Origin of the sequence: Duganella radicis, from assembly GCF_009720825.1 — a bacterium.
GTDB classification, from domain to species: domain Bacteria; phylum Pseudomonadota; class Gammaproteobacteria; order Burkholderiales; family Burkholderiaceae_D; genus Rugamonas; species Rugamonas radicis.
On the sequence record NZ_WNKY01000019.1, the window covers coordinates 37630 to 61891 of the forward strand.

General features: G+C 62.7%; 24 protein-coding genes. 15 read left to right on the top strand and 9 right to left on the bottom strand.

The genetic code is table 11. The features are described 5' to 3' along the window. Nucleotides 1-57: 57 nt before the first annotated feature. Together GM676_RS17625 and GM676_RS17630 are read right to left on the bottom strand one after the other, a co-directional pair. On the bottom strand, nucleotides 58-1263 hold the full coding sequence (locus GM676_RS17625) for a glycerophosphodiester phosphodiesterase (RefSeq protein ID WP_155465060.1): 1206 nt from the start codon (nucleotides 1261-1263) through the stop codon (nucleotides 58-60). After that, on the bottom strand, nucleotides 1263-3626 hold the full coding sequence (locus GM676_RS17630; RefSeq protein ID WP_155465061.1) for a TonB-dependent receptor: 2364 nt from the start codon (nucleotides 3624-3626) through the stop codon (nucleotides 1263-1265). The genes GM676_RS17625 and GM676_RS17630 overlap by 1 nt, the downstream gene beginning before the upstream one ends. Before the next feature lie 114 nt (nucleotides 3627-3740). Here GM676_RS17630 and GM676_RS17635 point away from each other — a divergent pair, with 114 nt between their 5' ends. Both GM676_RS17635 and GM676_RS17640 read left to right on the top strand, forming a co-directional pair. Beyond that, nucleotides 3741-4052, top strand: coding sequence for a hypothetical protein (locus GM676_RS17635; RefSeq protein ID WP_155465062.1), 312 nt, complete (start codon nucleotides 3741-3743; stop codon nucleotides 4050-4052). Further along, the gene (locus tag GM676_RS17640; RefSeq protein ID WP_155465063.1) at nucleotides 4052-5017 is read left to right on the top strand and encodes a bile acid:sodium symporter family protein; all 966 of its coding nucleotides are present in this window, start codon (nucleotides 4052-4054) and stop codon (nucleotides 5015-5017) included. The genes GM676_RS17635 and GM676_RS17640 overlap by 1 nt, the downstream gene beginning before the upstream one ends. A gap of 31 nt (nucleotides 5018-5048) precedes the next feature. On the opposite strand, the gene hslO is transcribed toward GM676_RS17640, so the two are convergent. Together hslO and GM676_RS17650 are read right to left on the bottom strand one after the other, a co-directional pair. Then, nucleotides 5049-5996 (bottom strand): Hsp33 family molecular chaperone HslO, encoded by a 948-nt coding sequence (hslO, locus tag GM676_RS17645; RefSeq protein ID WP_155465064.1) that lies wholly within the window; start codon nucleotides 5994-5996, stop codon nucleotides 5049-5051. Between the two features lie 4 nt (nucleotides 5997-6000). Beyond that, a complete protein-coding gene (locus GM676_RS17650) occupies nucleotides 6001-6525 on the bottom strand; it encodes a gamma carbonic anhydrase family protein (protein ID WP_155465065.1) in 525 nt (174 codons plus the stop codon). Nucleotides 6526-6673: 148 nt separating this feature from the next. Between GM676_RS17650 and GM676_RS17655 the strand changes: the two genes are divergently transcribed. From GM676_RS17655 to bamC, 10 genes are all read left to right on the top strand, one after another. Beyond that, nucleotides 6674-7558, top strand: a complete 885-nt coding sequence (locus GM676_RS17655) for an alpha/beta fold hydrolase (protein WP_155465066.1) — start codon at nucleotides 6674-6676, stop codon at nucleotides 7556-7558. Nucleotides 7559-7774: 216 nt separating this feature from the next. After that, nucleotides 7775-8779 carry a threonine ammonia-lyase gene (locus GM676_RS17660; protein WP_155465067.1) on the top strand — a complete coding sequence of 335 codons (1005 nt, stop codon included), beginning with the start codon at nucleotides 7775-7777 and terminating at the stop codon, nucleotides 8777-8779. Then, a complete protein-coding gene (locus tag GM676_RS17665) occupies nucleotides 8773-9606 on the top strand; it encodes a 3',5'-nucleoside bisphosphate phosphatase (protein ID WP_155465068.1) in 834 nt (277 codons plus the stop codon). Before GM676_RS17660 ends, GM676_RS17665 begins: the two co-directional genes overlap by 7 nt. Nucleotides 9607-9714: 108 nt before the next feature. After that, complete coding sequence (gene htpX, locus GM676_RS17670) at nucleotides 9715-10596, top strand: protease HtpX (protein ID WP_155465069.1); 882 nt, start codon at nucleotides 9715-9717, stop codon at nucleotides 10594-10596. Nucleotides 10597-10598: 2 nt separating this feature from the next. After that, the gene (locus GM676_RS17675; protein WP_155465070.1) at nucleotides 10599-11222 is read left to right on the top strand and encodes an L-threonylcarbamoyladenylate synthase; all 624 of its coding nucleotides are present in this window, start codon (nucleotides 10599-10601) and stop codon (nucleotides 11220-11222) included. A gap of 44 nt (nucleotides 11223-11266) precedes the next feature. Then, entirely contained in the window at nucleotides 11267-11944 is a 678-nt protein-coding gene (locus GM676_RS17680) for a site-2 protease family protein (RefSeq protein WP_155465071.1), read from the top strand. A 7-nt stretch (nucleotides 11945-11951) separates the two neighbouring features. Beyond that, nucleotides 11952-13154, top strand: coding sequence for a tryptophan--tRNA ligase (locus GM676_RS17685; protein ID WP_155465072.1), 1203 nt, complete (start codon nucleotides 11952-11954; stop codon nucleotides 13152-13154). Between the two features lie 2 nt (nucleotides 13155-13156). Continuing rightward, nucleotides 13157-13705 (top strand): class I SAM-dependent methyltransferase, encoded by a 549-nt coding sequence (locus GM676_RS17690; protein WP_155465164.1) that lies wholly within the window; start codon nucleotides 13157-13159, stop codon nucleotides 13703-13705. Nucleotides 13706-13788: 83 nt separating this feature from the next. After that, complete coding sequence (dapA, locus tag GM676_RS17695) at nucleotides 13789-14664, top strand: 4-hydroxy-tetrahydrodipicolinate synthase (protein WP_155465073.1); 876 nt, start codon at nucleotides 13789-13791, stop codon at nucleotides 14662-14664. A 79-nt stretch (nucleotides 14665-14743) separates the two neighbouring features. Continuing rightward, nucleotides 14744-15943 carry an NlpB/DapX family lipoprotein gene (bamC, locus tag GM676_RS17700; protein WP_155465074.1) on the top strand — a complete coding sequence of 400 codons (1200 nt, stop codon included), beginning with the start codon at nucleotides 14744-14746 and terminating at the stop codon, nucleotides 15941-15943. Nucleotides 15944-16135: 192 nt separating this feature from the next. On the opposite strand, the gene GM676_RS32300 is transcribed toward bamC, so the two are convergent. The 3 genes from GM676_RS32300 to GM676_RS17715 all read right to left on the bottom strand — a co-directional run bounded on the left by GM676_RS32300 (nucleotide 16136) and on the right by GM676_RS17715 (nucleotide 18289). Continuing rightward, the gene (locus GM676_RS32300) at nucleotides 16136-16378 is read right to left on the bottom strand and encodes a hypothetical protein (RefSeq protein WP_155465075.1); all 243 of its coding nucleotides are present in this window, start codon (nucleotides 16376-16378) and stop codon (nucleotides 16136-16138) included. A gap of 294 nt (nucleotides 16379-16672) precedes the next feature. Continuing rightward, nucleotides 16673-17149 (bottom strand): DUF7931 domain-containing protein, encoded by a 477-nt coding sequence (locus GM676_RS17710; RefSeq protein ID WP_155465076.1) that lies wholly within the window; start codon nucleotides 17147-17149, stop codon nucleotides 16673-16675. 18 nt (nucleotides 17150-17167) lie between these two features. Further along, a complete protein-coding gene (locus tag GM676_RS17715) occupies nucleotides 17168-18289 on the bottom strand; it encodes a cupin domain-containing protein (RefSeq protein WP_155465077.1) in 1122 nt (373 codons plus the stop codon). 81 nt (nucleotides 18290-18370) lie between these two features. On the opposite strand from GM676_RS17715, the gene GM676_RS17720 reads away from it, so the two are divergent. Continuing rightward, nucleotides 18371-18916: an FKBP-type peptidyl-prolyl cis-trans isomerase gene (locus tag GM676_RS17720; RefSeq protein WP_155465078.1), complete on the top strand. Its 546-nt coding sequence runs from the start codon at nucleotides 18371-18373 to the stop codon at nucleotides 18914-18916. Between the two features lie 6 nt (nucleotides 18917-18922). On the opposite strand, the gene GM676_RS17725 is transcribed toward GM676_RS17720, so the two are convergent. Both GM676_RS17725 and mutS read right to left on the bottom strand, forming a co-directional pair. Next, nucleotides 18923-19915: a hypothetical protein gene (locus GM676_RS17725; protein WP_155465079.1), complete on the bottom strand. Its 993-nt coding sequence runs from the start codon at nucleotides 19913-19915 to the stop codon at nucleotides 18923-18925. Then, the gene (gene mutS, locus GM676_RS17730) at nucleotides 19912-22590 is read right to left on the bottom strand and encodes a DNA mismatch repair protein MutS (RefSeq protein WP_155465080.1); all 2679 of its coding nucleotides are present in this window, start codon (nucleotides 22588-22590) and stop codon (nucleotides 19912-19914) included. Before mutS ends, GM676_RS17725 begins: the two co-directional genes overlap by 4 nt. Nucleotides 22591-22850: 260 nt before the next feature. On the opposite strand from mutS, the gene GM676_RS17735 reads away from it, so the two are divergent. After that, the gene (locus GM676_RS17735) at nucleotides 22851-23375 is read left to right on the top strand and encodes a lysozyme (RefSeq protein WP_155465081.1); all 525 of its coding nucleotides are present in this window, start codon (nucleotides 22851-22853) and stop codon (nucleotides 23373-23375) included. Nucleotides 23376-23399: 24 nt separating this feature from the next. Then, entirely contained in the window at nucleotides 23400-23840 is a 441-nt protein-coding gene (locus GM676_RS17740) for a hypothetical protein (RefSeq protein ID WP_155465083.1), read from the top strand. The last annotated feature ends 422 nt before the right edge of the window (nucleotides 23841-24262 follow it).

The following is a 24262-nucleotide window of genomic DNA, read 5'->3' on the forward strand; positions in this document are numbered from 1 at the left end:
CGATCTCAGCCATATTTGGCTGAGCTCGTGTTGGATTGCAAGAACTGACCCCGAATTTTAGGCGAGGGCGGCGCGGCCGAGGGCTGGGTCGTCGGTGAAGAAGCCGTCGATGCCGGCGGCGATGTAGCGCTTTATTTCGGCGATGGAGCCGGCTTCGTTGCGGGCGGTGTTGCCCGCGTTGTTGCGGAAGTCGGCCGCCAGGAAGTTGTTTTCTGGACGGAAGGTCCATGGCTCCACGCGCAGACCCGCTTTGTGCGCGTCTTCCACCAGCGACGATGGCCCGGCCAGCGACCCGTCTTTGTTCAACGGGATGACCGCGCGCGTCGGCGGCGCCACCACGTCGGCATATTGCGCGATGTCTTTCAGGCCCGCCGGCGTCAGCATTTGCGCGAACGTCAGCGTGCCGCCAGCCGCCACCACGTCCATCGGACGTACGTTCTCAGTGATCACCAGTTGCATCAGCCGCAGATTGGCGCGTCGCCCCAGTTTGCCCCGCAGGTATTTCAGGTTGGCGATTTCAAACGACTGGATTTCCACCGGGTTGCGGCGCGTGTAGTCGTGCGCGCTCAATATCGCCAGGAAGCGGTCTTCCAGCGGCAAACCCACGCTGGCAAAGTAGGTCGAATGCTTGAGCTCCGGCACGATGCCGACGATACGCCCGCGCGCCGCCGATTCCGCCGCCACGAAGTCGATGATTTCTTCAAACGTCACCACCTGGAACATGCCGTTGTATTCGGCGCTGCCCGGACGGTATTGCGGGATGCGTTCCACCGCGCGCAGCGTTTTCAATTCGGCCAGCGTGAAGTCGTCCACGAACCAGCCTTCGTGCGTTTCGCCGTCGATGGTCTTGCGCGTCTTGCGGCTGGCAAATTCCGGATGGCTGGCGACGTCCGTGGTTTCGCTCAAAAACGCTTCGTGGCGCGCCACCAGCACGCCATCCTTGGTGCTGACCAGATCCGGCTCGACATAGTCGGCGCCGTCGGCGATCGCTTTGGCGTACGACGCCAGCGTGTGCTCCGGACGCAGCGCGCTGGCGCCACGGTGGCCGAACACCAGCGGACGGCCAGCGCCCGTACCCACCGGGGCGATGCCCGGCAGGCCGGACAGGTCGGCATTGCCGCTCGCCGCTGCCGTGCCCGCCGTCAGCGCGGTCACGCCTTTGGCCAGCGCGGAGGAGGACAGCAGCAGCGAGCCGCCGGCCACCGCCGCCGTCTGGATGAAGCCGCGACGCGAGAGTCGCTTGGGCAAATAAAGTGTGTTCATCAGAAGTCTGCCATCAAGGTCAGGAAGCCCTGGCGTGGGGCGATAGGGAAGGTATTGTACGTGCCGCTGGCCGCGCCCACCACCACGTTGAGGTCGCCCTCTTTGTTGGTCAGGTTGGTCACGTTCAGGCGGTAGCGCGCGTTCTTGACCCAGCCGCCGTTCAGGAACGCCAGCTTGCCCGAGACGCCCAGGTTGGTCAGGAAGTAGCTCTTCACGGACAGGTCGTTGGTGTAGGTGGCGTAGCGCTTGCCGACATAGTCGCCGCTCAGCTGGAATTCGGTGTCGGCCACGGTCAGGGTGGCGACGAATTTATCCATCCATTCCGGGCTGCCCGGCACTTTTTTGCCGGCGGTGAACACGGTGTCCTTGCCGCTGACGTAGTTGTCGTCGTACTTGGACTGGTTATACGACAGCGCGTTGTACAGCGAGAAGTTGCGGCCAAAGTGCAGGGTGCCAGACAGGTCGATGCCGTTGGTTTTCACGCTGCCGACGTTGGTCAGCACCGCCAGGTTGCCGCCGATGATGGAGGTGATCACCGAGGTCGGGCTGATTTGCAGCAGACGGTCCTTGAAGTCGACGTGGTAGACGTTGACCTGGCCGTCAAACGCGCTCAGCGCACCCCAGTTCAGCTGGTGGCTGGTGCGCAGGCCGGCTTCGTAGGTGATCGAGGTTTCCGGCTTGGCGGTGGCCTTGAACAGGTCGAACGCGCCCTGGCTCGACAAGCTCCATGGCGACACGCCGCCGCCACCGTAGGTCACGAACTGGCGCATGTTTTTCTGCACGTTGAAGAAGGCCTGGTCTTGCGCGGTGATGTCCCAGCGGCCGCCGATCTGCGGCAGGAACCATTTCTTGGTGATGATCTCACCGACCGGCAACGCGTTCGAGTTGGCGATGGCGCCCACTTTCGGCTGCACCGGGAACTGGCCTTCGGCAAATTGCAGGCTGGATTTGAAGCCGGCCTGCAGCGCGAAGTCCGGCGACACGCGCCACTCGTCTTGCAGATGCAGCTGGGCGACTTTGTTGTTGATCTCGCTGCCGTACTGGGTGATCAGCGGATTGCCTGGACGGTCGTATGGCGAGCTTGGATTGTTCACATCCAGCGCGTACCAGCGGCGATAGGCCGACGAGCGGTTGTGCTCCAGCCAGAAGCCGGCTTGCAGCTTGTGGTCGCCCAGCTCGGTGTTCAGGGTCGACATCCAGCCGTTGCGGTTGATGGCGTACTCGGTGGTGCGGGTGGCGTAGCCCGAGTTGCCGAACACCTGTTTCAGGTTCTGGCCCGGGAAGTAGACCGCGAACAGCGCCGGCAGGCCGGCCACGCCGATCGGACCGGCCACCACGCCGACGCCGTCGTCATTGTGATAGTAGATCTGGTTGGTCCACGAGGTGGTGTCGGTCAGATTGGTTTCGAACTTGGCGTAGGTCAGGTAATCGGTACGCTGGGCGTCGCTGTAGTAGTTGCGGTAGTTGTTGCCTTCCGCTGGAGGCGTGGCGCCGGTGGCCGACAGGTAGGACAGCGCCTGCTGGAAGTTCGGGTACATGAACGGACGGGTGTACGGCTGGTACTTCTCGGTGGCCGAGTGCACGGTGCTGTCTTCGTTCGGTTCGATCTTGTCCGAGTACGCGGCGTAGATGGTCAGGCGGCCCAGGCTGCTGCTGTTGATGAACTTGGCGTTGATCTGGTCGCCGCCCTGGCGGCCGTTGAAGTCCCAGGCTTTCTGTTCGTGGTGCACGCCGGAGATATAGGCGCTGTTGCCGTCGCCGAAGTTGCCGGTGTCATAGCGCAGATAGGTACGCGAGGTCTTGTAGCTGCCCACGGTCTGCTGCACGGCGACGTTGCGGCTGGCCAGCGGATTGCTGGAGAAGGTCTCGATGGTGCCGCCCAGGTTGCTGGTGGAGGCGGTGGCCAGGTCGCCGGCGCCGGACGACAGGATCACGCGGCCGACGTTTTCGCTGGTGATGGCGCGCTGTGGCGACAGGCCGTTGTAGTTGCCGTACTGCTGGTCGCCCAGCGGCACGCCGTCCATGGTGTAGCCCAGCTGCTGGCCGCTGAAGCCGTGGATGAACAGCGACAGGTTTTGTTCGTTGTTGCCCCATGGGTCGGCGGTCTGGAAGCTCACGCCCGGCAGGGTTTGCAGCGCTTTCAGCGGGTTCACGCCCGGCAGGATTTTCTGCATGTCGCTCTTGCTCAGTTCGACCGAGGAGCGGGTTTTGCGGGTGGCGACTTCGACGGTGGCGATCGGGGCAGCGGCGGCGGCTTCGACTTCCGGCGCGTCGTTCGCAGCCATGTCGGCGACGGCGGCGGCCACGTTGGCGGCCATGGCCAGCATCGGGATGGTCAGGGCTGCGAGGAATTTCTTGTTCATATTTTGCTCAGGTTGGGGAATGATTAACGCTGCGCATCATAGGGGCCGAGTGTTACCGGATCATGACGTGCGCGATGCGTTACACTGCTGTCTGGAAATAAGGAGAACGCTACGATGCGCAGATTTTTGTTGGCGGCCTTGCCACTGGTGTTGGCGGCCTGCTCGATCGACCAGTCCAGGCTGGGCAATTTCGTCAACCAGACCGTGCAACCCGGCATGCCGATGGAGCAGGCGCTGGTGCGCATGCAGGCCGAGGGCTTTTACTGCAACGCCGGCAGCGGCGCCGATGCGGTGATTCCCTGCACGCGCACGTACGAACGCCTGATCCGCAAGAACTGCGTGGAGCGCGTCGATCTCGTGCGCAGCGCCACCAATGTGAAAAACCTTGGCGCCGTCGATGTGCTGGAAGTGAAGTGTCCTCAATAATGAAGCGTCCCCGTTTTTTGCCAGATAACTTTACGCTGGCGATGATCGCGACTGTGATCGCGGCCAGTGTGTTCCCATGCCACGGCCAGGGCGCCGTGATTTTCAATAACATCACCCATGTGGGCGTGTCGCTGCTGTTCTTCCTGCACGGCGCCAAGCTGTCGCGCGAGGCGGTGATTGCCGGCGTGACGCATTGGCGTCTGCATTTGCTGGTGCTGCTGTGTACGTTCGCGCTGTTCCCGCTGCTGGGGCTGGTGTTGAAGCCGGTGCTGACGCCGCTGGTGACGCCGGATTTGTATCTGGGCATACTATTCCTGTGCATGCTGCCGTCGACCGTGCAATCGTCGATCGCCTTCACGGCGGCGGCGCGCGGCAATGTGCCGGCGGCGATTTGCTCGGCCTCGGCGTCCAACTTGTTCGGCATCTTCATCACGCCGGTGCTGGTGGGCTTGCTGACCTCGGCGCAGATGTCGGGCGGTTCGCCGCTGGAATCGGCGATGCAGATCGCCTTGCAGCTGTTGCTGCCTTTCATTGCCGGCCAGGTGGCGCGGCGCTGGATCGGCGCGTGGGTGGAGCGGCACAAGCCGCTGACGCGCATGGTCGATCAGGGCTCGATCCTGCTGGTGGTGTACACCGCGTTCAGCGAGGCGGTGGGGCAGGGCTTGTGGCACCAGGTGTCGTGGGCCACGCTGGCCGGGCTGATGCTGATTAACGTGCTGCTGCTCGGACTGGTGATGGGCATCAGCGCGCAGGCCGCGCGCCGTCTCGGTTTCAATCGCGAGGACCGGATTGCGATTGTGTTTTGCGGATCGAAGAAGAGTCTGGCCAGCGGCGTGCCGATGGCCAAAGTCTTGTTCGCAGGCAGCGCGCTGGGCGCGGTGGTGCTGCCCTTGATGCTGTTCCACCAGTTGCAGCTGATGGTCTGCGCCGTGCTGGCGCAGCGCTACGCGAAAGAAGCCCCGTAAATTAGGTTCCGGCCTCCGCCGGAACCCAATTTTAGTGCTTGGCTTCGCCGGCCGGCAGCAGGGTCTCGACGGGCGCGTCGCTGGCGAACAGCTGCGCGCAGTCGACCTTGTCATACTCGTAGTGCTGGCCGCAGAAGTCGCAGTTCACGCCTACGGTGCCGTGCTCGGCAATCACGCTGTCCACTTCCGCGCGGCCCAGCATCTTCAACATATTGCCCACCTTCTCGCGCGTGCAGCTGCAATGGAATTGCGGATGCAGCGGATCGAACACGCGGATGGTCTCTTCCCAGAACAGGCGCTGGATCAGCACGTCGATGCCGGTGCTCAGCAGTTCCTCTTGCTTCAGCGTCGAACCGAGGATGACCGCGCGGTTCCACGTCTCCAGCGCTTCTTCCTGATTCAGCGGCGTGGCTTCGGCCTTGCCGCCGTGGTAAGGCAGCTTTTGCAGCAGCAGGCCGCGCGAGACATGATCGTCCGCAGCCAGCCACAGCTTGGTGTCCAGCTGTTCCGAGCGCAGCATGTAGTTTTCGATGACGGTCGCCACGTCGTCGCCATCCAGCGGCACCACGCCCTGGTACGGCTGCTGGCCCGGCACTTTTTCCAGCGGGTCCAGGGTGATGATGAAACGGCCCTTGCCGTGCGCGTTCAGCAGCGAAGTCAGGTTGGCGTCGTCGGCGATTGCGGCGTCCGGATTCAGCTTGGCGGTGGCGCGCAGGCGCAGCTCGGCGTCGCACTCGACCACCAGCAGGCGCACCGGACCGTCGCCATGGATTTGCATGATGATGGAGCCATTGAATTTCAGATTGGCCGACAGCAGCGCGGCCGCAGCCGTCATCTGGCCCAGCAGCTTCTTGACGGCGGGCGGGTAGTCGTGACGCGCCTGCACTTCGCGCCAGGTGGCGGAAATGTCGATCAGCTCGCCACGCACGGCGGCGTTATCGAAGATGAATTTTTGCAGGGTGTCCTGGGTGATGCTCATTGTGTTATCCGATCTTTTTGAGTTGCGTCTTGAACAGTTGGCCGCGTTTGACATAGCTGTCGGCGCTGCCTTGCAGGGCGGCGACTTCCTCCGCCGTCAGCTGGCGCGCGACCTTGGCCGGGGCGCCGATGATCAGCGAGTGGTCCGGGAATTCCTTGCCCTCGGTGACCAGCGCGCCGGCGCCAACCAGGCAACCGTTGCCGATTTTGGCGCCATTCAGGATCACGGCCTGAATGCCGACCAGCGAGCCGTCGCCGATGGTGCAGCCATGCAGCATGGCCTGGTGGCCGATGGTCACGTTGCGGCCCACGGTGAGCGGGTAGCCCATGTCCGTGTGCATGACCGTGCCTTCCTGCACATTGCTATTTTCACCGATGGTGATACGCTCGTTGTCGCCGCGCAGCGTGGCGCCGAACCACACCGACGCCTGCTCATGCAGGCTGACCTTGCCAATCACAGTGGCATTCTCGGCAACAAATGACGATGCGGCGATCTCGGGCGTGTGATCGCCTAGTTGATATATTGGCATTGGAAACCTGGTTGTGTGCGGTGGGATGGCGCTATTTTACGCCGGCTTTTAGTTTGCCCGACTATCGAACGGTCGTGCTATTATTTTGCTTCACTGCCAGCAAGGTTACGATATGGCGCTGGCTCTCCCATTTTCAAGGCATCGCATCATGACCCACAAACCGTCCCGTTCCGAATTCCTGACCATTCGCGGCCTGCGCAGCCACGTGCGCCACTGGGGCAAGGAGGGCGCACCCAAGCTGTTCATGATGCACGGCTGGATGGATGTGGGCGCATCGTTCCAGTTCGTGGTGGATGAGCTGAAGCACGACTGGCACGTGATCGCACCGGACTGGCGCGGCTTCGGCCTGTCGCAGCGCAACGGCCTCGATACCTACTGGTTCCCGGATTATCTGGCCGACCTTGACGCCATCCTGCGCCACTACTCGCCGGATCAGGCCGTGAACCTGCTGGGACACAGCATGGGCGGCAACATCGTCGGCCTGTACGCGGGCGCGCGTCCGGAGCGCGTCAAAAAACTGATCAACCTGGAAGGTGCGGGCCTGCGCTCGTCCAGGCCGGAGCAGGCGCCGGGCCGTTACGCCAAGTGGATGGACAGCGTGCTGGAAAAGCAGGAGATGCGCGCTTATCCGAATCAGGCCGCCGTCGCCGCACGCCTGCAAAAGACCAATCCACGCCTGAGCGACGACAAGGCCGCCTTCCTGGCCCAGCACTGGTCGGCGCAAAACGACGCCGGCGAATGGGAAATCCTCGGCGACCCGATCCACAAGCAAGCCGGCCCGCTGCCATACCATGTCGACGACGTGATGGCCTGCTGGAGCGCGATCACCGCGCCGGTGCTGTGGGTGGAGGCCGACCAGACCAATATGTGGGACTGGATGGGCGCCAAGCCGGCCGGCCGCGTGGAACTGGAACGCCGCCTCGGCCACCTGCGCGACGTCACCAAGAAAATGGTCTACGACGCCGGCCACATGCTCCACCACGACCAGCCCGCCGACCTGGCGCGAATGATCGAGGAATTCCTCCTCGCGTAAGAATCGCTTGCCATGCGTTTGTTTTTTCGGCATGATTGAACGCATGAAATCCCTTCACGCCACCGACAATCAACGCAGCCCCGCTGCGCTGGGTGGCGCACGCTCCAACATTATTCGAATTATTCAGGGTCGCTGAGCTGCGGCTGCGTGCCGGTGCTTGGCGCCCCGGAGACACGCGCAGTCCCCTTTGAATAATCCGTTTTTTTGGAGCATCTCATGACGCCTTACCCATTGCTGTCCGATATCCACGCCACCGCCGAGCGCCTGCGCGGCAAGGTCCTGCATACGCCTGTGTGGCGCTGGCAGACCGGCATCATCGAAGAACAATTTCCCGCCACCGAGGTCTGGCTCAAGCTGGAGCTGTTCCAGAAGACCGGCACTTTCAAGCTGCGCGGCGCGCTCAACAACATCGCCGCGATGGACGAGGCGGCGCGCGCACGCGGCGTGGTGGCGGTCAGCGCCGGCAATCACGCGATCGCGGTGGCTTACACGGCGCGGCTGGCTGGTTGCGGCGCCAAGGTGGTGATGCCGATGCACGCCAACCCGGCGCGCATCGATGCCTGCCGCGAGCTGGGCGCGGAGGTGGTGCTCAAGGCTGACATGCACGCCGCCTTCGCCCACGGCGACCAGTTGGTGCGCGAGGAAGGCCGCACCATGCTGCATCCCTACGACGGCCCGCTGACCGCGCAAGGCACGGCCACCGTGGGGCTGGAGCTGATGCGGCAGGTGCCGGGGCTGGACGCGGTGGTGGTGCCGGTGGGCGGCGGCGGCCTGCTGGCCGGCATCTCGGCCGCCGTGCGCCAGACCAATCCACATTGCGCCGTCTACGGTGTCGAACCGTTTGGCGCCGATGCGCTCTATCAAAGCATGCGCGCGGGCGCGCCCGCCAGGCTGGAGCGCATCGACACCGTGGCCGACAGCCTCGGCGCGCCGTACGCCATGGACTACAGTTTCAATGTCTGCCGCCGCTTCGTCAGCGAGGTGGTGCGCGTGACCGATGACGAGATCTGCCTGGCCATGCTGCATCTGTTCCGCGACGCCAAGCTGGTGGCCGAGCCGGCCGCCGCCGTCGCCACGGCGGGGCTGATGGGGCCGCTGCGCGAGCGTCTGGCCGGCAAGCGCGTGGGCCTGATGGTATGCGGCTCCAATATCGATCCAGTCCGCTTTGCCGAGTTGCTGGCGCGGGGGGCGCGCATCCGCGATACAATGCCAGTATGTTAAAAGTAGACCTGCATTGTCATTCCAACGTCTCCGACGGCGTGCTGGCGCCCGCCGCTGTGGCGGAAACCGCCCGCAAGGCCGGCGTCGACGTCTGGGCGCTCACCGACCACGATGAGGTGAGCGGCATCCCCGCCGCGCGCGCCGCCGCCGAGGCGCGGGGCATGCGCTTCGTCACCGGCGTCGAGATTTCCATCACCTGGGCCAAGGAGACGGTACACATCGTCGGCCTGCAAATCGACGAGAACAACCGGGCCTTGGTGGAAGGCCTGGCCGCCACCCGTTCCGGCCGCGACAACCGTGGCCGCGAGATTGCCAAACAGCTGGAGTTGATCGGCATCGAGGGCGCCTACGAAGGCGCGCTCAAGTACGTCGGCAATCCCGACCTGATGTCGCGCACCCACTTTGCGCGCTATCTGGTCGAGATCGGTGCTTGCGCCAGCACGGCCGAGGTGTTCAAGAAGTATCTGTCCGAAGGCAAGCCTGGCTACGTGGCGCATTGCTGGGCCACGCTGGCGCAGTCGGTGAAATGGATACGCGACGCCGGCGGGATCGCCGTGATCGCCCATCCGGGCCGCTACCGCTTCACCCAGATGGCGCAGGGCGAGCTGTTCAGCGAATTCAAGCAACTGGGCGGCACCGCCATCGAGGTGGTGACCGGCAGTCACACGCCGGACCAGTATCCGGTGTACGCGCAACTGGCCAATCACTACGGCTTCCTGGCCTCGCGCGGCACCGATTTTCACGCGCCGGGCGAATCGCGCATCGATTTCGCCGCGCTGCCGCCGCTGCCGGCCAATGTCACGCCGGTCTGGCACGATTGGTGGTAATTTCGCCTGTCGATTACCGATGGCATGTAAGTAGCTGTATCTTGATTTTGCGTTGGCGCGGTCTTACCTTATGATTTCGGCAAATTGTCCGTCCCCGGAGACCTACTCATGAAACGCATTATCCTGTTTATCGCCACCAACCTCGCTGTGATGCTGGTGCTGTCCATCGTCCTGTCGCTGCTGGGCATAGGCCGTCCGGGCTCGGGCAGCACGCTGCAACTGGGCAGCCTGCTGGCGTTCTCGCTGGTGGTCGGTTTTACCGGCGCCATCTTCTCGCTGCTGATTTCCAAGCCCATGGCCAAGTGGTCGACCGGCGCGCGCGTGATCGACAATCCATCCAATTCCACCGAGCTGTGGCTGGTGAATACCGTGAAAGCGCTGTCCGAGCGCGCCGGCATCGGCATGCCGGAAGTGGCGGTGTACGAGGGCGAACCGAACGCGTTCGCCACCGGCGCCTTCAAGAACTCGGCGCTGGTCGCCGTCTCGACCGGCCTGCTGCAAAGCATGAACCGCGACGAGGTGGAGGCCGTGCTGGGCCACGAGGTCGCCCACATCGCCAACGGCGACATGGTGACCATGACCCTGATTCAGGGCGTGACCAATACCTTCGTGGTGTTCCTGGCGCGTATCGTCGGCTTCTTCGTCGACAGCATGCTCAACAAGAATGAAGAGCGCCGCGGGCCCGGCATCGGCTACATGATCACCGTGTTCGTGTGCGAGATCGTGTTCGGCCTGGTGGCCTCGCTGATCGTGGCCTGGTTCTCGCGCCAGCGCGAATTCCGCGCCGACGCCGGTTCGGCCAAGTTGCTGGGCAGCACGCTGCCGATGCAGCACGCGCTGGCGCGCCTGAACGGCGTGGAGCCGGGCCAGTTGCCGCAGTCGTTTGCCGCGTCCGGCATCAGCGCCGGCCGTGGCGGCTGGGGCGCGCTGTTCTCGACCCACCCCCCGTTTGAAGAACGTATCGCGGCCTTGCGTAGCGTACAATCTTAAGCATGAGCCAATTCTTCCAGATCCATCCGGTCAATCCGCAGGCCCGCCTGATCAAGCAGGCGGCGCAGATCATCCACGGCGGCGGCATCGTCGCCGTGCCGACCGATTCCTGCTACGCGCTGGTGTGCCATCTGGACGACAAGGGCGCGGTCGAGCGCTTGCGCCGCATCCGCGGCATCGACGAAAAACACCATCTGACCCTGCTGTGCCGCGATCTGAGCGAGCTGGGCGTGTACGCCCGCGTGGACAACCGCCAGTTCCGTCTGCTGAAGGCGGCCACGCCGGGGCCGTTCACCTTTATTCTCGAAGCGACCAAGTGCGTGCCGCGCCGGCTCAGCCATCCTTCACGCAAGACCATCGGCCTGCGGGTGCCGGAAGACGCCATCATCAACGCCTTGCTGGCCGAGCTGGACCAGCCGCTGCTGGGCACTACCCTGATCATGCCGGACGAGGACGAGCCCCTGAATGATGCCGATGAGATTTGCGCACGCCTGGGCAAGCAGCTGGAGCTGATCATCGACGGCGGCGCATGCAGCATGGAGCCGACCACCGTGATCGACCTGACCGGCGACACCGCGGAACTGGTACGCCAGGGCCGTGGCGACGCCGCCGCATTCGGACTCTGAGCCCTCCGCAAGGCGGGCTCGGCACCTCTGGTAAAATCCCCTCCATGAACGAAACCGACAGTATTATCCAGACCATCACGGTCTATCTGATCCCTGTTCTTTTTGCAATTTCCCTGCACGAAGCCGCACACGGATACGTCGCCCGCTATTTCGGCGACCCCACCGCCGCCGATCTCGGCCGCCTGACCGCCAATCCGCTGAAACACATCGATCCCTTTGGCACCATCCTGCTGCCGCTGGTGCTGAGCCTGGTGGGCTTGCCCGCGCTGGGCTACGCCAAGCCGGTGCCGGTCGATTTCGGCCGCCTGCGCAATCCGAAAAAACAGATGGCCTTCGTGGCCGCCGCCGGCCCGGCCGCCAACTTCGCCATGGGCCTGGGCTGGATGGTGCTGTGGGTGATCCTCAGCTATGTATTCGGCATGGACCAGCATGACTTCTTCGTGCAGATGGCCAAGGCCGGCATCGGCGTCAACTCCGCCATGTGCGTGTTCAACCTGATTCCGGTGCCGCCGCTGGACGGCGGCCGCATCGTCACCGGCCTGTTGCCGATGCCGATGGCGCGCCGCTTTGCCCGTATCGAACGCTATGGCGTGTATATTTTCATTGCGCTGATCCTGATGATGCAGTTCGGCCTGCTGACCGGCTTCCTGGTCGGCGGCATGCACATCGTGCAAAGCGTCTGGCACCTGCTGGTCACTCCCCTGATGTACCTTTTTAGCTGAGCCGACTATGTATCCCGACCGCGTAGTATCCGGCATGCGTCCCACCGGCTCCATGCATCTGGGCCATTACCACGGCGCGCTGAAAAACTGGATCAAGATGCAGACCGAGCTGCCGTGCCTGTTCTTCGTGGCCGACTGGCACGCGCTGACCACGCACTACGACGACCCGTCCGTCATCGAGCGCAGCACCTGGGACATGGTGATCGACTGGCTGGCCGCCGGCATCGACCCGTCGCAATCGACCCTCTTCATCCAGTCGCGCGTGCCCGAGCACGCCGAACTGCACCTGCTGCTGTCCATGGCCACGCCGCTGGGCTGGCTGGAGCGCGTGCCGACCTACAAGGACCAGATCGACAATCTGGCCAATAAAGACCTCGCAACCTACGGCTTCCTCGGCTATCCGCTGCTCCAGGCCGCGGATGTGCTGATCTACCGCGCCAGCCAGGTGCCGGTGGGCGAGGATCAGGTGCCGCACATTGAAATGATGCGCGAAATTGCGCGCCGTTTTAACCACTTGTACGGCAAAGAAAAAGGATTCGAGGAGAAGGCGCAGGATGCCGTCAAAAAGCTGGGCAGCAAGCGTGCCAAGCTCTACAACGAACTGCGCACCGAATACCAGCAGGACGGCAAGGAAGCAGCGCTGGAGCAGGCCAAGGCCATGCTGGACGATGCGCAGAGCCTGTCCATGGGCGACCGCGAACGCCTGTTCGGCTACCTCGAAGGCAGCCGCAAGCTGATCCTGGTCGAACCGCACGCGCGCCTGACTGAGGCCTCGCGCCTGCCGGGCCTGGACGGCCGCAAGATGTCCAAGAGCTATGGCAACGCGATCGCCCTGCGCGAGGACAAGGACGCGGTCAGCAAAAAGATCAAGACCATGCCGACCGATCCGGCGCGCGTGCGCCGCACCGACGCCGGCGACCCCGCCCGCTGCCCGGTCTGGCAGTTCCATCAGGTGTATTCCGACCAGCCGACCCAGGAATGGGTGGTAAAAGGATGTAAATCCGCCGGCATCGGCTGCATCGAATGCAAACAGCCAGTGATCGACGCCATCATCAAGGAACAGGAGCCCATGCACGAACGCGCCCAGGCCTACCTGGACGACCCGTCGCTGGTGCGCGCCATCGTTGCCGATGGCAATGACGCCGCCCGCAAGCTGGCGCTGGAAACCATGCGCGACGTGCGCGAAGCCATGGGGCTGGCCTACACATGAGCATGAGCGATCAGATTTCTCCCTGGGTGCGGCGCTACGCCCCGCTGGTCCCGGGCGGCGCGGTGCTGGACCTCGCCTGCGGCAGCGGCCGCCATTCACGCCACATGGCCGCGTTGGGCCATGAAGTGGTGGCGGTCGACCGCGACACCACCGCCCTGGCCGCCGCAGCCGGCCCCGGCATCACCACCAGCGCCATCGATCTGGAAGAGGACGGCGCGGCCTGGCCCTTCGGCCCACAGCGATTCGCCGGCATCGTGGTGACAAACTACCTGCATCGGCCGCTAATTGCCGACATGCTGGCCAGCCTGGCGCCCAACGGCGTGCTGATTTACGAGACCTTCGCAGACGGTAACGCGCAGTTCGGCAAGCCATCCAACCCGGCCTTCCTGCTGCAAGCGGGCGAGTTGCTGGAACTGGCGCGCGAGCATGGCCTGCGCGTGATCGCCTTCGAAGATGGTGTGATTACCGAGCCAAAAGCTGCCATGGTGCAACGACTATGCGCCGTGAAGCCCGATTTTCCCCGAGAGGCGGCGCTATTACCGCCATTTTGAGCGTCGATATCTGCCCCGGATGCACCACGGGCGCAAGCTATCGACTACAATCGTTGTTTTAATACTTTACGCAGTGGTTTCCTATGATTAAGGGCAGCATCGTAGCAATCGTCACCCCGATGCACGCAGACGGCAGTCTGGACTTCGAGGGTTTGAATCAGCTGATCGACTGGCACATCGCCGAAGGTACGGACAGCATCGTCATCGCCGGCACCACCGGTGAATCGGCCACCGTGAGCGTGGAAGAGCACTGCGCGCTGATCAAGGCGACGGTCGCCCACGCCAAGGGCCGCATTCCCATCATCGCCGGCGCCGGTGGCAACTCGACCGCCGAGGCGATCAAGCTGACCCGCTACGCCAAGGAAGCCGGTGCGGACGCCACCCTGCAGGTGGTGCCGTACTACAACCGTCCTACCCAGGAAGGCATGTACCAGCACTTCAAGGCCATCGCCGAGGCGGTGGACCTGCCGGTGATCCTGTACAACGTGCCGGGCCGCACCGTGGCCGACATGAGCAACGAGACCATTCTGCGCCTGGCGCAAATCCCGAACATCGTCGGCGTGAAAGACGCCACCGGCAACATCGGCCGCGGCTACGACCTGCTGCGCCTGGCGCCGAAATCGTTCGCCGTCTACTCGGGCGACGATCCGACCGCCATGGCCCTGATGCTGGGCGGCGGCGCCGGCAACATCTCGGTCACCGCCAACGTGGCCCCGCGCGCCATGGCCGACATGTGCCGCGCCGCGATCGCCGGCGACATCGCCACCGCTGTCGCGCTCAACAACAAGGTCTTCCCGCTGCACCAGAAACTGTTCATCGAACCGAATCCGGTGCCAGTCAAGTGGGCCTTGGCGGAAATGGGCAAGATGCCAGGCGGCATCCGCCTGCCGCTGGTGCCGCTGGCGGCGGACTGCCACGCAGCTGTCCGCGCGGCGCTGCAAGAAGCCGGCGTCCTGTAAAACCCGTAGCAACGAGCACCCGTCCCGACTCGCGTCGGATCATATATTGCTGCACCTCAGCTTCTTAAACAGTAACGACATGACTATTCGCAAGACAGCTTTTATTTCCTCGCAGCGCGCGCTGGTAGTTGGCGCCGTGGTGGCCACCGTGACCAGCCTGAGCGGCTGCGGCATGATCAGCTCGGTGGTGGGCAACGACAAGGTCGATTACAAGTCGGCCAAGAAAGCCAGCACGCTGGACGTGCCGCCCGACCTGACGCAATTGCAGAAAGATAACCGCTACTCGCTGCCGGATTCGAACAACGGCGTGGCCACCGCATCCGGCTACAGCGCCGCCAAGGCCGCCCAGTCGGGCGCGCTGACGCCAAACGCCGTGATCGTGCCGGGGCAGCCGTCCGCCGGCAGCGTGGCGCAAACCACGCTGAGCGATATCAAGGTCGAGCGCGACGGCAACCAGCGCTGGCTGGTGATCAAGCAGACGCCGGAGCAGCTGTGGCCGCAGCTGAAGCAGTTCTGGGAAGATTCGGGCTTCACCCTGGCGCAGGAATTGCCTGCGGCCGGCATCATGGAAACCGAATGGAATGAAAACCGCGCCAAGATTCCGCAGGATTTCATCCGCAACACCATCGGCAAGGTATTTGACTCGGTCTACTCGAGCGGCGAGCGCGACAAGTTCCGCACCCGTATCGAGCGCCGCGCCGACGGTTCCAGCGAGATTTACATCAGCCACCGCGGCGTGCAGGAAGTGGCCGTGGGCGCCGAGAAGGAATCCACCAAATGGGCGCCGCGTCCTAACGATCCGGGCCTGGAAGCGGAATTTCTGGCGCGCCTGATGAACAAGCTGGGCAACGGCGGCGAACAGCTGGCCTCGGCCAAGACCGCCGTGGAAGGCGCGATTGTGCAGCCTCAGCATGCTTCGCTGGTGGGCGCCGGCGCCGACCGTGCGGTGCAAGTGGATGAGGGCTTCGACCGCGCATGGCGCCGCGTTGGCCTGGCGCTGGACCGCGCCGGCTTCACCGTGGAAGACCGCGACCGTACCCAGGGCATTTACTTCGTGCGTTATATCAACGACGCCACCGAAACCAAGGGCTTCTTCAGCAAGCTGTTCAGCTGGGGCTCCTCGTCGGAGGAAGAGAAGGAAGCGCAGCGTTACCGTATTTCGGTGAAGGCCAGCGAAGGTAATACCAGTGTTGTGAAAGTATTGACCAATGCCGGTCAGCCGGAAACGGGTCCGGTGGGCGAGAAAATCATTACTCTGCTGCACGAGCAGTTGAAATAACCCGTCGTCCCGGCGAAGGCCGGGATCCATGGAGCGCATGTATTAACGTAGCGCAGGCGTTCCATGGATTCCGGCTTTCGCCGGCAGCACGCGCACAGTATTAAACCGGCTCCGGCCGGTTTTTTTATGCCTGTTGAAAACCTCCAGGCGAAAAAAAACCGGCCGAAGCCGGTTTTTTTTCTCAAGCTGATATTACTTCGAAGCAGCAGGAGCCGAAGCAGCTGGTGCTGGAGCAGCAGCGGCGTCCGAAGCGGCTGGAGCAGCAGCGGCTGGAGCAGCAGCGTCAGCTGCTGGAGCGGCTGGAGCAGCAGCTGGAGCTGGAGCAGCAGCTTCTGGAGCAGCTACTGGAGCTGGAGCGGCAGGAGCTTCTTCTTTTTTCGAGCAAGCAGCCAGAGCAACAGCCAGCAGGGAGGCGATCAGCAGGGATTTTTTCATGGGTTTTCCTTAGTTAATTCAAAATTAAACACAGTGTTGCGATTAATAATTACCGGTAATTATCGCTCATTAGGTCGTCCTCGAAGGCTTTCGTACCTGAAAAGGTGCCTACTAGACAACGGAAACTTCCTAGCCGAATATTATAGCGATTTTTAGTGCATCGCAATAGTTCCACAAGCCTAACGCATAACTATTTTGCGATATCGCAACATTTCGTTTACGACTCGACTTGCGTCTATGTACCGCTAACTACCAGTGACCGCATCGAACTTCCGCATTTTACCCAAAACCGGCTCATAATCCAGTTGAGTTTGCATATAAACCGGGTCCGGATTCTATCCAAATTGTAAGGAAACGTTCCAAACTGGTTTGCAAGTCATTTGGTCCGTCAAAAACCGCTTCTCCGCGGAAATGATCGGAGTGAAAACGGCGCACAATATCGCGCTGATCGGCGATACAGAAGGAATCGGTCAACTGGCGTAATTGCTGGCTGGTGCGGCGTACTTCGATCAAGTGGCCGTAATCCTTTAGCAAACGCAGGAAACGCGGCGCGTCGCGCTCGACCGCGCGGCCGTCGTGGCCCACCATTTGCAGGCGGCCGCCGGCGTGCAGGAAGCGCCGCAACTGGGCGTCGGTGGCAGCGCTGCCCAGTTCCCAGATGGCGAAATCCGGATCGAACATTTGCAGCGTCTGCCCGGCGCGCGCGAGGCAACTGGCCAGGTGCTGCTGAAATTCCGCCCGCGTGGTGAAGGGAATGACCAGTCTGTCCATATTGCCTCCCAATGAAAATCAGCCGAGCTCGACCCAGCCGTCCTGATACCAGGTGTACAGCGCTTCCAGCACATCGTCCGAGGCGGCGGCGAATTCGTCGGCCTCCAGGCGGCGGTTGTTGGCCAGCAGCTCCAGCGTGACCTTGTCGGCCTTGCCGACGCCGAACGATTCGCCGTTGATGAACACGTTCTTGCCACGGTACAGCATTTGCGTCTTGGCCGACAGCGACAGGCCTTTTTTCATGACCGCCTCGCCGAACTTGCCGACCGTGAGCGGCTTGGCCGGGCCGGTGAAGAACACATTATGCTTGGGCGTGGACATGTATTCGCCAAAGAAGATGGTGATGTCTTCCTCGGTGAAGCGCACCTTGTTCAGCTCCTCGGTCAGCGCGGCCAGCATCTGGCGCGGGATCTCGGCCGGCTTGTTGGTCGGCTCCAGCTCCGGATCGGCGTAGCGGCCCGGCAAGTCGATGGAATCGGCCATGAATTGCAGGAAGTTCTCGCCCAGTTCCTGGTACGAAGGGGAGCGGAAACCGATCGAGTAGGTCTGGCAATCGCCGATGGCCACGCCGTCGTGCGCGTAGTGCGGCGGCAGGTAGAGCATGTCGCCGGGATTGAGCACGAACTCTTCTTCCGGCTGGAAGTTGGCCAGGATTTTCAGCGGCAGGCCGTCGATCAGCGACAGGTCTTTCTGCGCGCTGATTTTCCAGCGGCGCTGGCCCTGCGCTTGCAGCAGGAACACGTCGTAAGAATCGAAGTGCGGACCGACGCCGCCGCCATCGGTGGCAAAACTGACCATCAGGTCGTCCAGGCGGGCGTCGGGGATGAAGCGGAACTGGCGCAGCAGCGCGTCGGCCTTGGCGTCGAACAGGTTGACGCCCTGCACCAGCATGGTCCATTCCTTCCGCTCGCGCGATGGCAGGCTTTCCAGCGGGCCGTGCTGCATCGAGCATTCGCCGTCGAAGCCGGTGACCAGGCGCGATTCCGCGTGATTGGTCGAGGCCAGCTTGGCCAGCGCGTCAAAGCTCAGCAGCGGCTTGAAGCCGGGAATGGCGTTGCGGATCAGGAGTGGCTTCTTATGCCAGTAGTCGCGCAGGAATTGCGCGGGCGTGATGTCGCCGAGGAGGGGTAATTTTTTCATACGCCATTATAACCAGTCCTCGGCGGGGCCAGTCTGCGATCCAAGGTATAATCCGGGGTTAATTATGAAAGGATGCATACCATGAAGATTGCCAAGAACACGGTCGTGACTGTGAATTACAAACTGTCCGATGCCCAGGACAATCTGATCGAAGACGGCCGTCAACCGATGGTTTACCTGCACGGTGGCTACGAGAACACCCTGCCAAAAATCGAAGAAGAACTGGATGGCAAGGAAGTCGGCTACTCGTCCATCATCCAGATCGAACCGGAAGACGCGTTCGGCGACTACGACGCTTCGCTGGTCAAGGTGGAAGACCGCAAGCGCCTGCCGGAGCCACTGGAAGTCGGCATGCAGTTCGAAGGCATGCCGGACGGCGAAGCTGGTGAAGAAGAAGCCATGATCTTCACCGTGACTGACATCGCCGACGACAAGGTGGTCCTGGACGGCAACCACCCGCTGGCCGGCATGGCCCTGCGCTTCTCGCTGAACGTGGTGGATGTGCGCGAAGCCACCGATGAAGAAATCGCCCACGGCCACGTGCACGGCGCCCACGGCCATCACCACGATGACGAAGATGATGAAGGCGAAGAGGGCGATCACGTCGCCATCCACCCGATTCACTAAGCGCTTTTACTGCGGCGCTTCGGCGCTGCCGCTCTTGATGGTGAACAGGGCGGCGGCGCCGGGCGTGACGCGTACCTCGGCCCAATCGGCGGCCATATGCAGATGTCCCACATTGTCGCGCCATTGAATGGCCGGCTCTCCCGCAGCACCGCGCTGCGCGTCAATCAGCAGCACCTTCCCCTTGTACTTCTCGGCCAGCGCGCGGATTTGCTTGCGCACTTCGGCAAAGCCATCCTGTTTGGTCTGGAAGCTGGACAGCAGCGAAAAGCCTTCTTCCGCCGTCACGCGCGGGTCGCCATCCGAGAACAGCACGATGCCATGCATCTTCTGCCGCGCGGCCAGCGTGAACAAGCGATGCAGCCATGCGCGGTTGGCCACCAGGCGGTCTTCGTACTCGCTGTTGCGGCCTGCCTCGGCGCGATAGTGGTTGTTGTTGGCGGGGAGATTGATGGTGGCGAACAGCACCTTGCCATACTCCCAGTGCGCGTTCTCCGCATAACTGCGAAACTTGGCGGTGGACGACATGCGGGTGACGCCGATGTGGCGCGCGCCCAGCGATTCGCCATCGACGTAAAACAGTTCGCGCAAGCGGTTCAGTCGCTCGATGGCGTTGGAGCGGCCGGCGGAGTTCAGGCATGCGGTCCAGTCGCTGCCGGCCAGCGAGACGATCATCGGCTGCGGCGATTCGTTGAGCAGCGCATGGCGCTGGGCATACAGCTTGTCGCTGCATGGCTCGCTGGCTGCCTTGATGCCGGTGGCGACCACGAAGGCGGGATCGCCTTGCGTCGCGTCGCCGATGGCGCGCTTGAGTGCGGCCTCGTCGCGGTCGTGCTGCAAAGGGTGGCCGATCACGGCGAACTGAAAGCCACGCGCGGCTTGCGCCGCGCCGCTGGCCGGCGCCGCGTACACCGCCGATGCGGCGTGCGCCAACGCCATGGCCGCTGCCAGCGTCCTGGCGGCGGCCAGCGGCAAACGGCGATGGCGCGCGGTGCGCATCATGCCTGAGCCGACTGGGTCAGGCGCTTCAACTGGTACAAGCGGTCCAGCGCTTCGCGCGGCGTCAGCGCATCCGGATCAAGCTCGTCGAGCGCGTCGAGCAGCTCGCGCATGGCCGGACTGGTGGCCGGCGCTGGCGCTTCGACCTCTTCGTCGTTGGCATCGACCGATGGTGCGGCAAACAAGTCCAGCTGCGGCGTGGCGTCCAGCGCCTGCGCTTCCAGGCGCGCCAGATGCTTGCGCGCCGCCTTGATCACCGGCTGCGGCACGCCGGCCAGCTGCGCCACTTGCAGACCATAGCTCTGCGACGCCGGGCCTTCCTGCACCGCGTGCAGGAACACGATGGTGTCCTTGTGCTCCACCGCCGACAAGTGCACATTGCTGGCGCTGGGATGGCTCTCCGGCAGCTGCGTCAACTCGAAGTAGTGGGTGGCGAACAGCGAGAAACTGCGGCTGGTCTCGATCAGGTGACGCGCAATCGCCCACGCCAGCGCCAGGCCGTCGAAGGTCGAGGTGCCGCGGCCGATTTCGTCCATCAGCACCAGCGAGTGTTCGGTGGCGCCGTTCAGGATGGCGGCGGCTTCGGTCATCTCCACCATGAAGGTCGAACGGCCGCCGGCCAGATCGTCGGTGGCGCCGATGCGGGTGAAGATGCGGTCGATCGGACCGATCACCGCGCTCTGCGCCGGCACGTAGCTGCCCATGTAAGCCAGCAGCGTGATCAAGGCCACCTGACGCATGAAGGTCGACTTACCGCCCATGTTAGGACCGGTAATCAGCAACAGGCGGCGTTCGTCGACGAAGCGGCAATCGTTGGCGATGAAGCGCTCGATCTGGTTCTCCACCACGGGATGGCGGCCTTCCTTGATATTGAGGCATGGCGTATCCACGAGCTCCGGCGCGCACCAGTTGTGGCGCAGTGCGTGGTCGGTGAGGGCGGTCAGCGTGTCCAGTTGCGCCAGCGCCTTAGCGATGGATTGCAAGGTGCCGATGAACGGCGCCAGATCGCCCAGCAACTGATCGTACAGCATCTTCTCGCGCGCGAGGGCGCGGTCCTGCGCCGACAGCGCCTTGTCTTCAAAGGCTTTCAGTTCCGGCGTGATGTAGCGCTCGCAGTTCTTTAACGTCTGACGGCGGCGGTAATCGTCCGGCACCTTGTCGGCCTGCCCGTTGGTGACTTCAATGTAGAAGCCGTGCACCTTGTTGTACTCCACGCGCAGATTGGCGATGCCGGTGCGGGCGCGTTCGCGCGTTTCCAGATCCACCAGATACTGGCCGGCGTTTTCCGACAGGCCACGCAGCTCGTCCAGCTCCGCATCGAAACCGCGCGCGATCACGCCGCCGTCGCGCACCATCACCGACGGCTCCGGCATCACCGCGCGTTGCAGCAGATCGAGGCAGCCTTCCGGCGTCGCCAGATCGGCGTGAATGCCAGCCAGCAGGCCATGCGCATCGGTCAGCGTGCGCTGCATGCCGTGACGCAGCGCAGGCAACTGCGTCAAGCCATCGCGCAGACTGGCCAGATCGCGCGGGCGCGCCGACAGCAGCGCGATGCGGGTGGTGATGCGTTCAATGTCCGGCACCTGCGCCAGCGTGTGCGACAGCGAGCCGGTGGCATCGGCCTGCGCCAGCGCGGCGATGGCTTCGTGACGCGCGCGGGCCACGCGCTGATCGCGGCGCGCGTGATGCAGCCAGTGACGCAGCAGGCGCGAACCCATGGCGGTGCGGCAGTGATCCAGCAGCGAGAACAACGTCGGCGATTCCTGGCCGCGTATGGTCTCGGTCAGTTCCAGATTGCGGCGGGTGGCGGCATCGAGGCCGATGAATTCATTTTCGGTTTCGGTGGTCAGCGTGCGCACGTGCTGCAGGCCGCGACCTTGCGTCGACTGCGCGTAACGCAGCAGCGCGCCGGCCGCCCCGAACGCGGCGCCCAAACCATCGGCGCCAAAACCGGTCAGCGTGGACACGGCCAATTGATCCAGCAGCGCCTTGTGGCCGCTGACCACATCGAAGTGCCACTCCGGCACATGGTTCACGTGACAGGCGGTGTATTCCTCAAACAGCTCGCCGTTATCGCCGCGCAGGATCTCGGCTGGCGAGATGCGCTCCAGTTCCTGCTGGATGCGCGAGTTGACCGTGTGCGCATCGCCCGAGAACTCCATCAAACGCAGCGCGCCGCTGGCCAGCGACAGCCACGCCAGACCGGCGGTGGCCACCTTGCGCTGGCTCATCACGCACAGCGCAAGTAGCGGGCGTTCCGATTTCTCCGGCAGCAGATCGGCGTCGGTCAGCGTACCGGGCGTCACCACGCGCATCACCTTGCGCTCGACCGGCCCCTTGCTGGTGGCGGGATCGCCGATCTGTTCACAGATGGCGCAGGACTCGCCGACCTTCACCAGCTTGGCCAGATAACCTTCCAGCGAGTGGAACGGCACCCCCGCCATCTTGATCGGCTGCCCGCCCGACGACCCGCGCGCGGTCAGCGTAATGCCGAGCAAACGCGAAGCCTTTTCCGCGTCCTCGAAGAACAACTCATAGAAATCGCCCATGCGATAAAAGACCAGCATGTCCGGGTGCTGATTCTTGATGCTGAGGTACTGCTGCATCATCGGCGTGAGCTTTTCGGCGGGGCTGTTCTTGACGGCGGCGGCGTTGATTTCGTTCGGGACGGTGGTCATTGGTTCTGGAAATATGGTGCAATAATTAACCCGTCATTTTACCGCTTTCGGCCGTGCTACTGGTGAAATCGTGTCGCCATCCTGATCAGAGTGAGCTGGACTGGTTCAGAATGGATGCGGAAATGAAGAAAACTGATATCGGCCTGGAGGACCCCCAGCGATTGCGCGAAATCATCGTTACAAGTTGGCTTCCGGCATAAAGTGGCACCTCCGCAGAGGATATTTCCCTCGCGGCACATTCTATTTTCCCGGAGACCGCTATGCAAGACGAGGCATCGAAAGCTCAGGCAGATAACTCAAAACTGAAAATGAGTCCCAGCGCGAGAACGCGTATGCGCCAAAGAGAAACTGCCCAATATCGTTATTACGACGATGGCGGCCCCGGCCGTGGAAACTGCACATGGGGCATCGGAACCCTCGCTCATCGTGGACCATGCACTACCGAAGAGCTGACGCGTCCGGTCACACCAGAACGAGTTGAGACAACCTTTTCCGAAAAAGTGGCGGACGCCGAACGTGTTGTTCGCAAGCGTGTAACGAATCAGGCACTCAGTCAGGCGCAATTCGATGCTCTGGTAAGTTTTACCTTCAACGCTGGTCAGCGCGGGGCTGAAAGCGTCCTCGCCAAAGTGGACAGAGGGGATTTCAGAGGCGCAGCGGCTGGAATGTCGCGAACGATCTATATGACAGTCCGTACAAAGAAAGGGAATCGGCGCGTGGTGGCTCGTGGGCTGATTTCGCGCAGGGCGGAGGAAAGTGCACCTTTCCGTGCGACGGGGCAATGATCGGCGTAGTAGAGGAGAACGGACATGAAACATCTTGATTTGCTTCGCCAATTATGCCGAATCGCGCTTATCGCATGGGTTTTCCTGATAGGCACCAACGCTGCTAGCGCGGCGGACAATTCTGACATCTATGGACGCTGGCGTATCACCAAAGTCCTCGGTGCGGCCGACGTTACTGCCATGTCGGACAAACAGGCGCGCGCGCTGATTGGTAAGGCGGTGGTGATTGAACCCAACGTCTTTGTCTTCAACGGTGAAAAATGCGATGCGCCTGGCTATAAGCGAACCAGCCAGGACTTGATCTTGTCGTTCCGGGAGGAGGGACATGCCAGTTCCGCCAAAATGGGCCTGCCCGATCCAGTGACTTCCATTGACGCTGGCTGCACCCATATTTTTCTTAAGAAGCCTCAAGTTCTCGTGATCCACTGGGATGGTTTTTACTTTGACGCGGTGAGGCAACGTTAGCTGGCCGCTGAAATACGGCAGCGCTACTGGTTAAAACGCACCGCCGATCCGACCGGAGTACACTGGGGCGGTAAAAATGAGCATTAAAGACTTGTTGCGCGGACATCAAGGCGTAGGAGCAAGCGATGAGGAAATCTGAAATCGGAGTCGAAATCGTCAAGGGAAAATGGCAGGCTGCCAGCCATGCGGAGCGAGAGCAGATCCTCCATGCATCCCAAAGCCGCACCTCGTCAAAATGAGGTCGTCTCGGAGCACCTGCGAACAGCCGATCGAGGTGTCGCCGCTCTCAGGTCGAATTCTGAACCGCCATTGACTCTCTTCCGTCGTGGAGCGGAAAATCAAAACGTTATCGATGTCTGGGATAAATTCATGTGTTGCAAAGAACTCCGCTAAACAAAGAGCTATCCAAGGCAAGGCGTGAT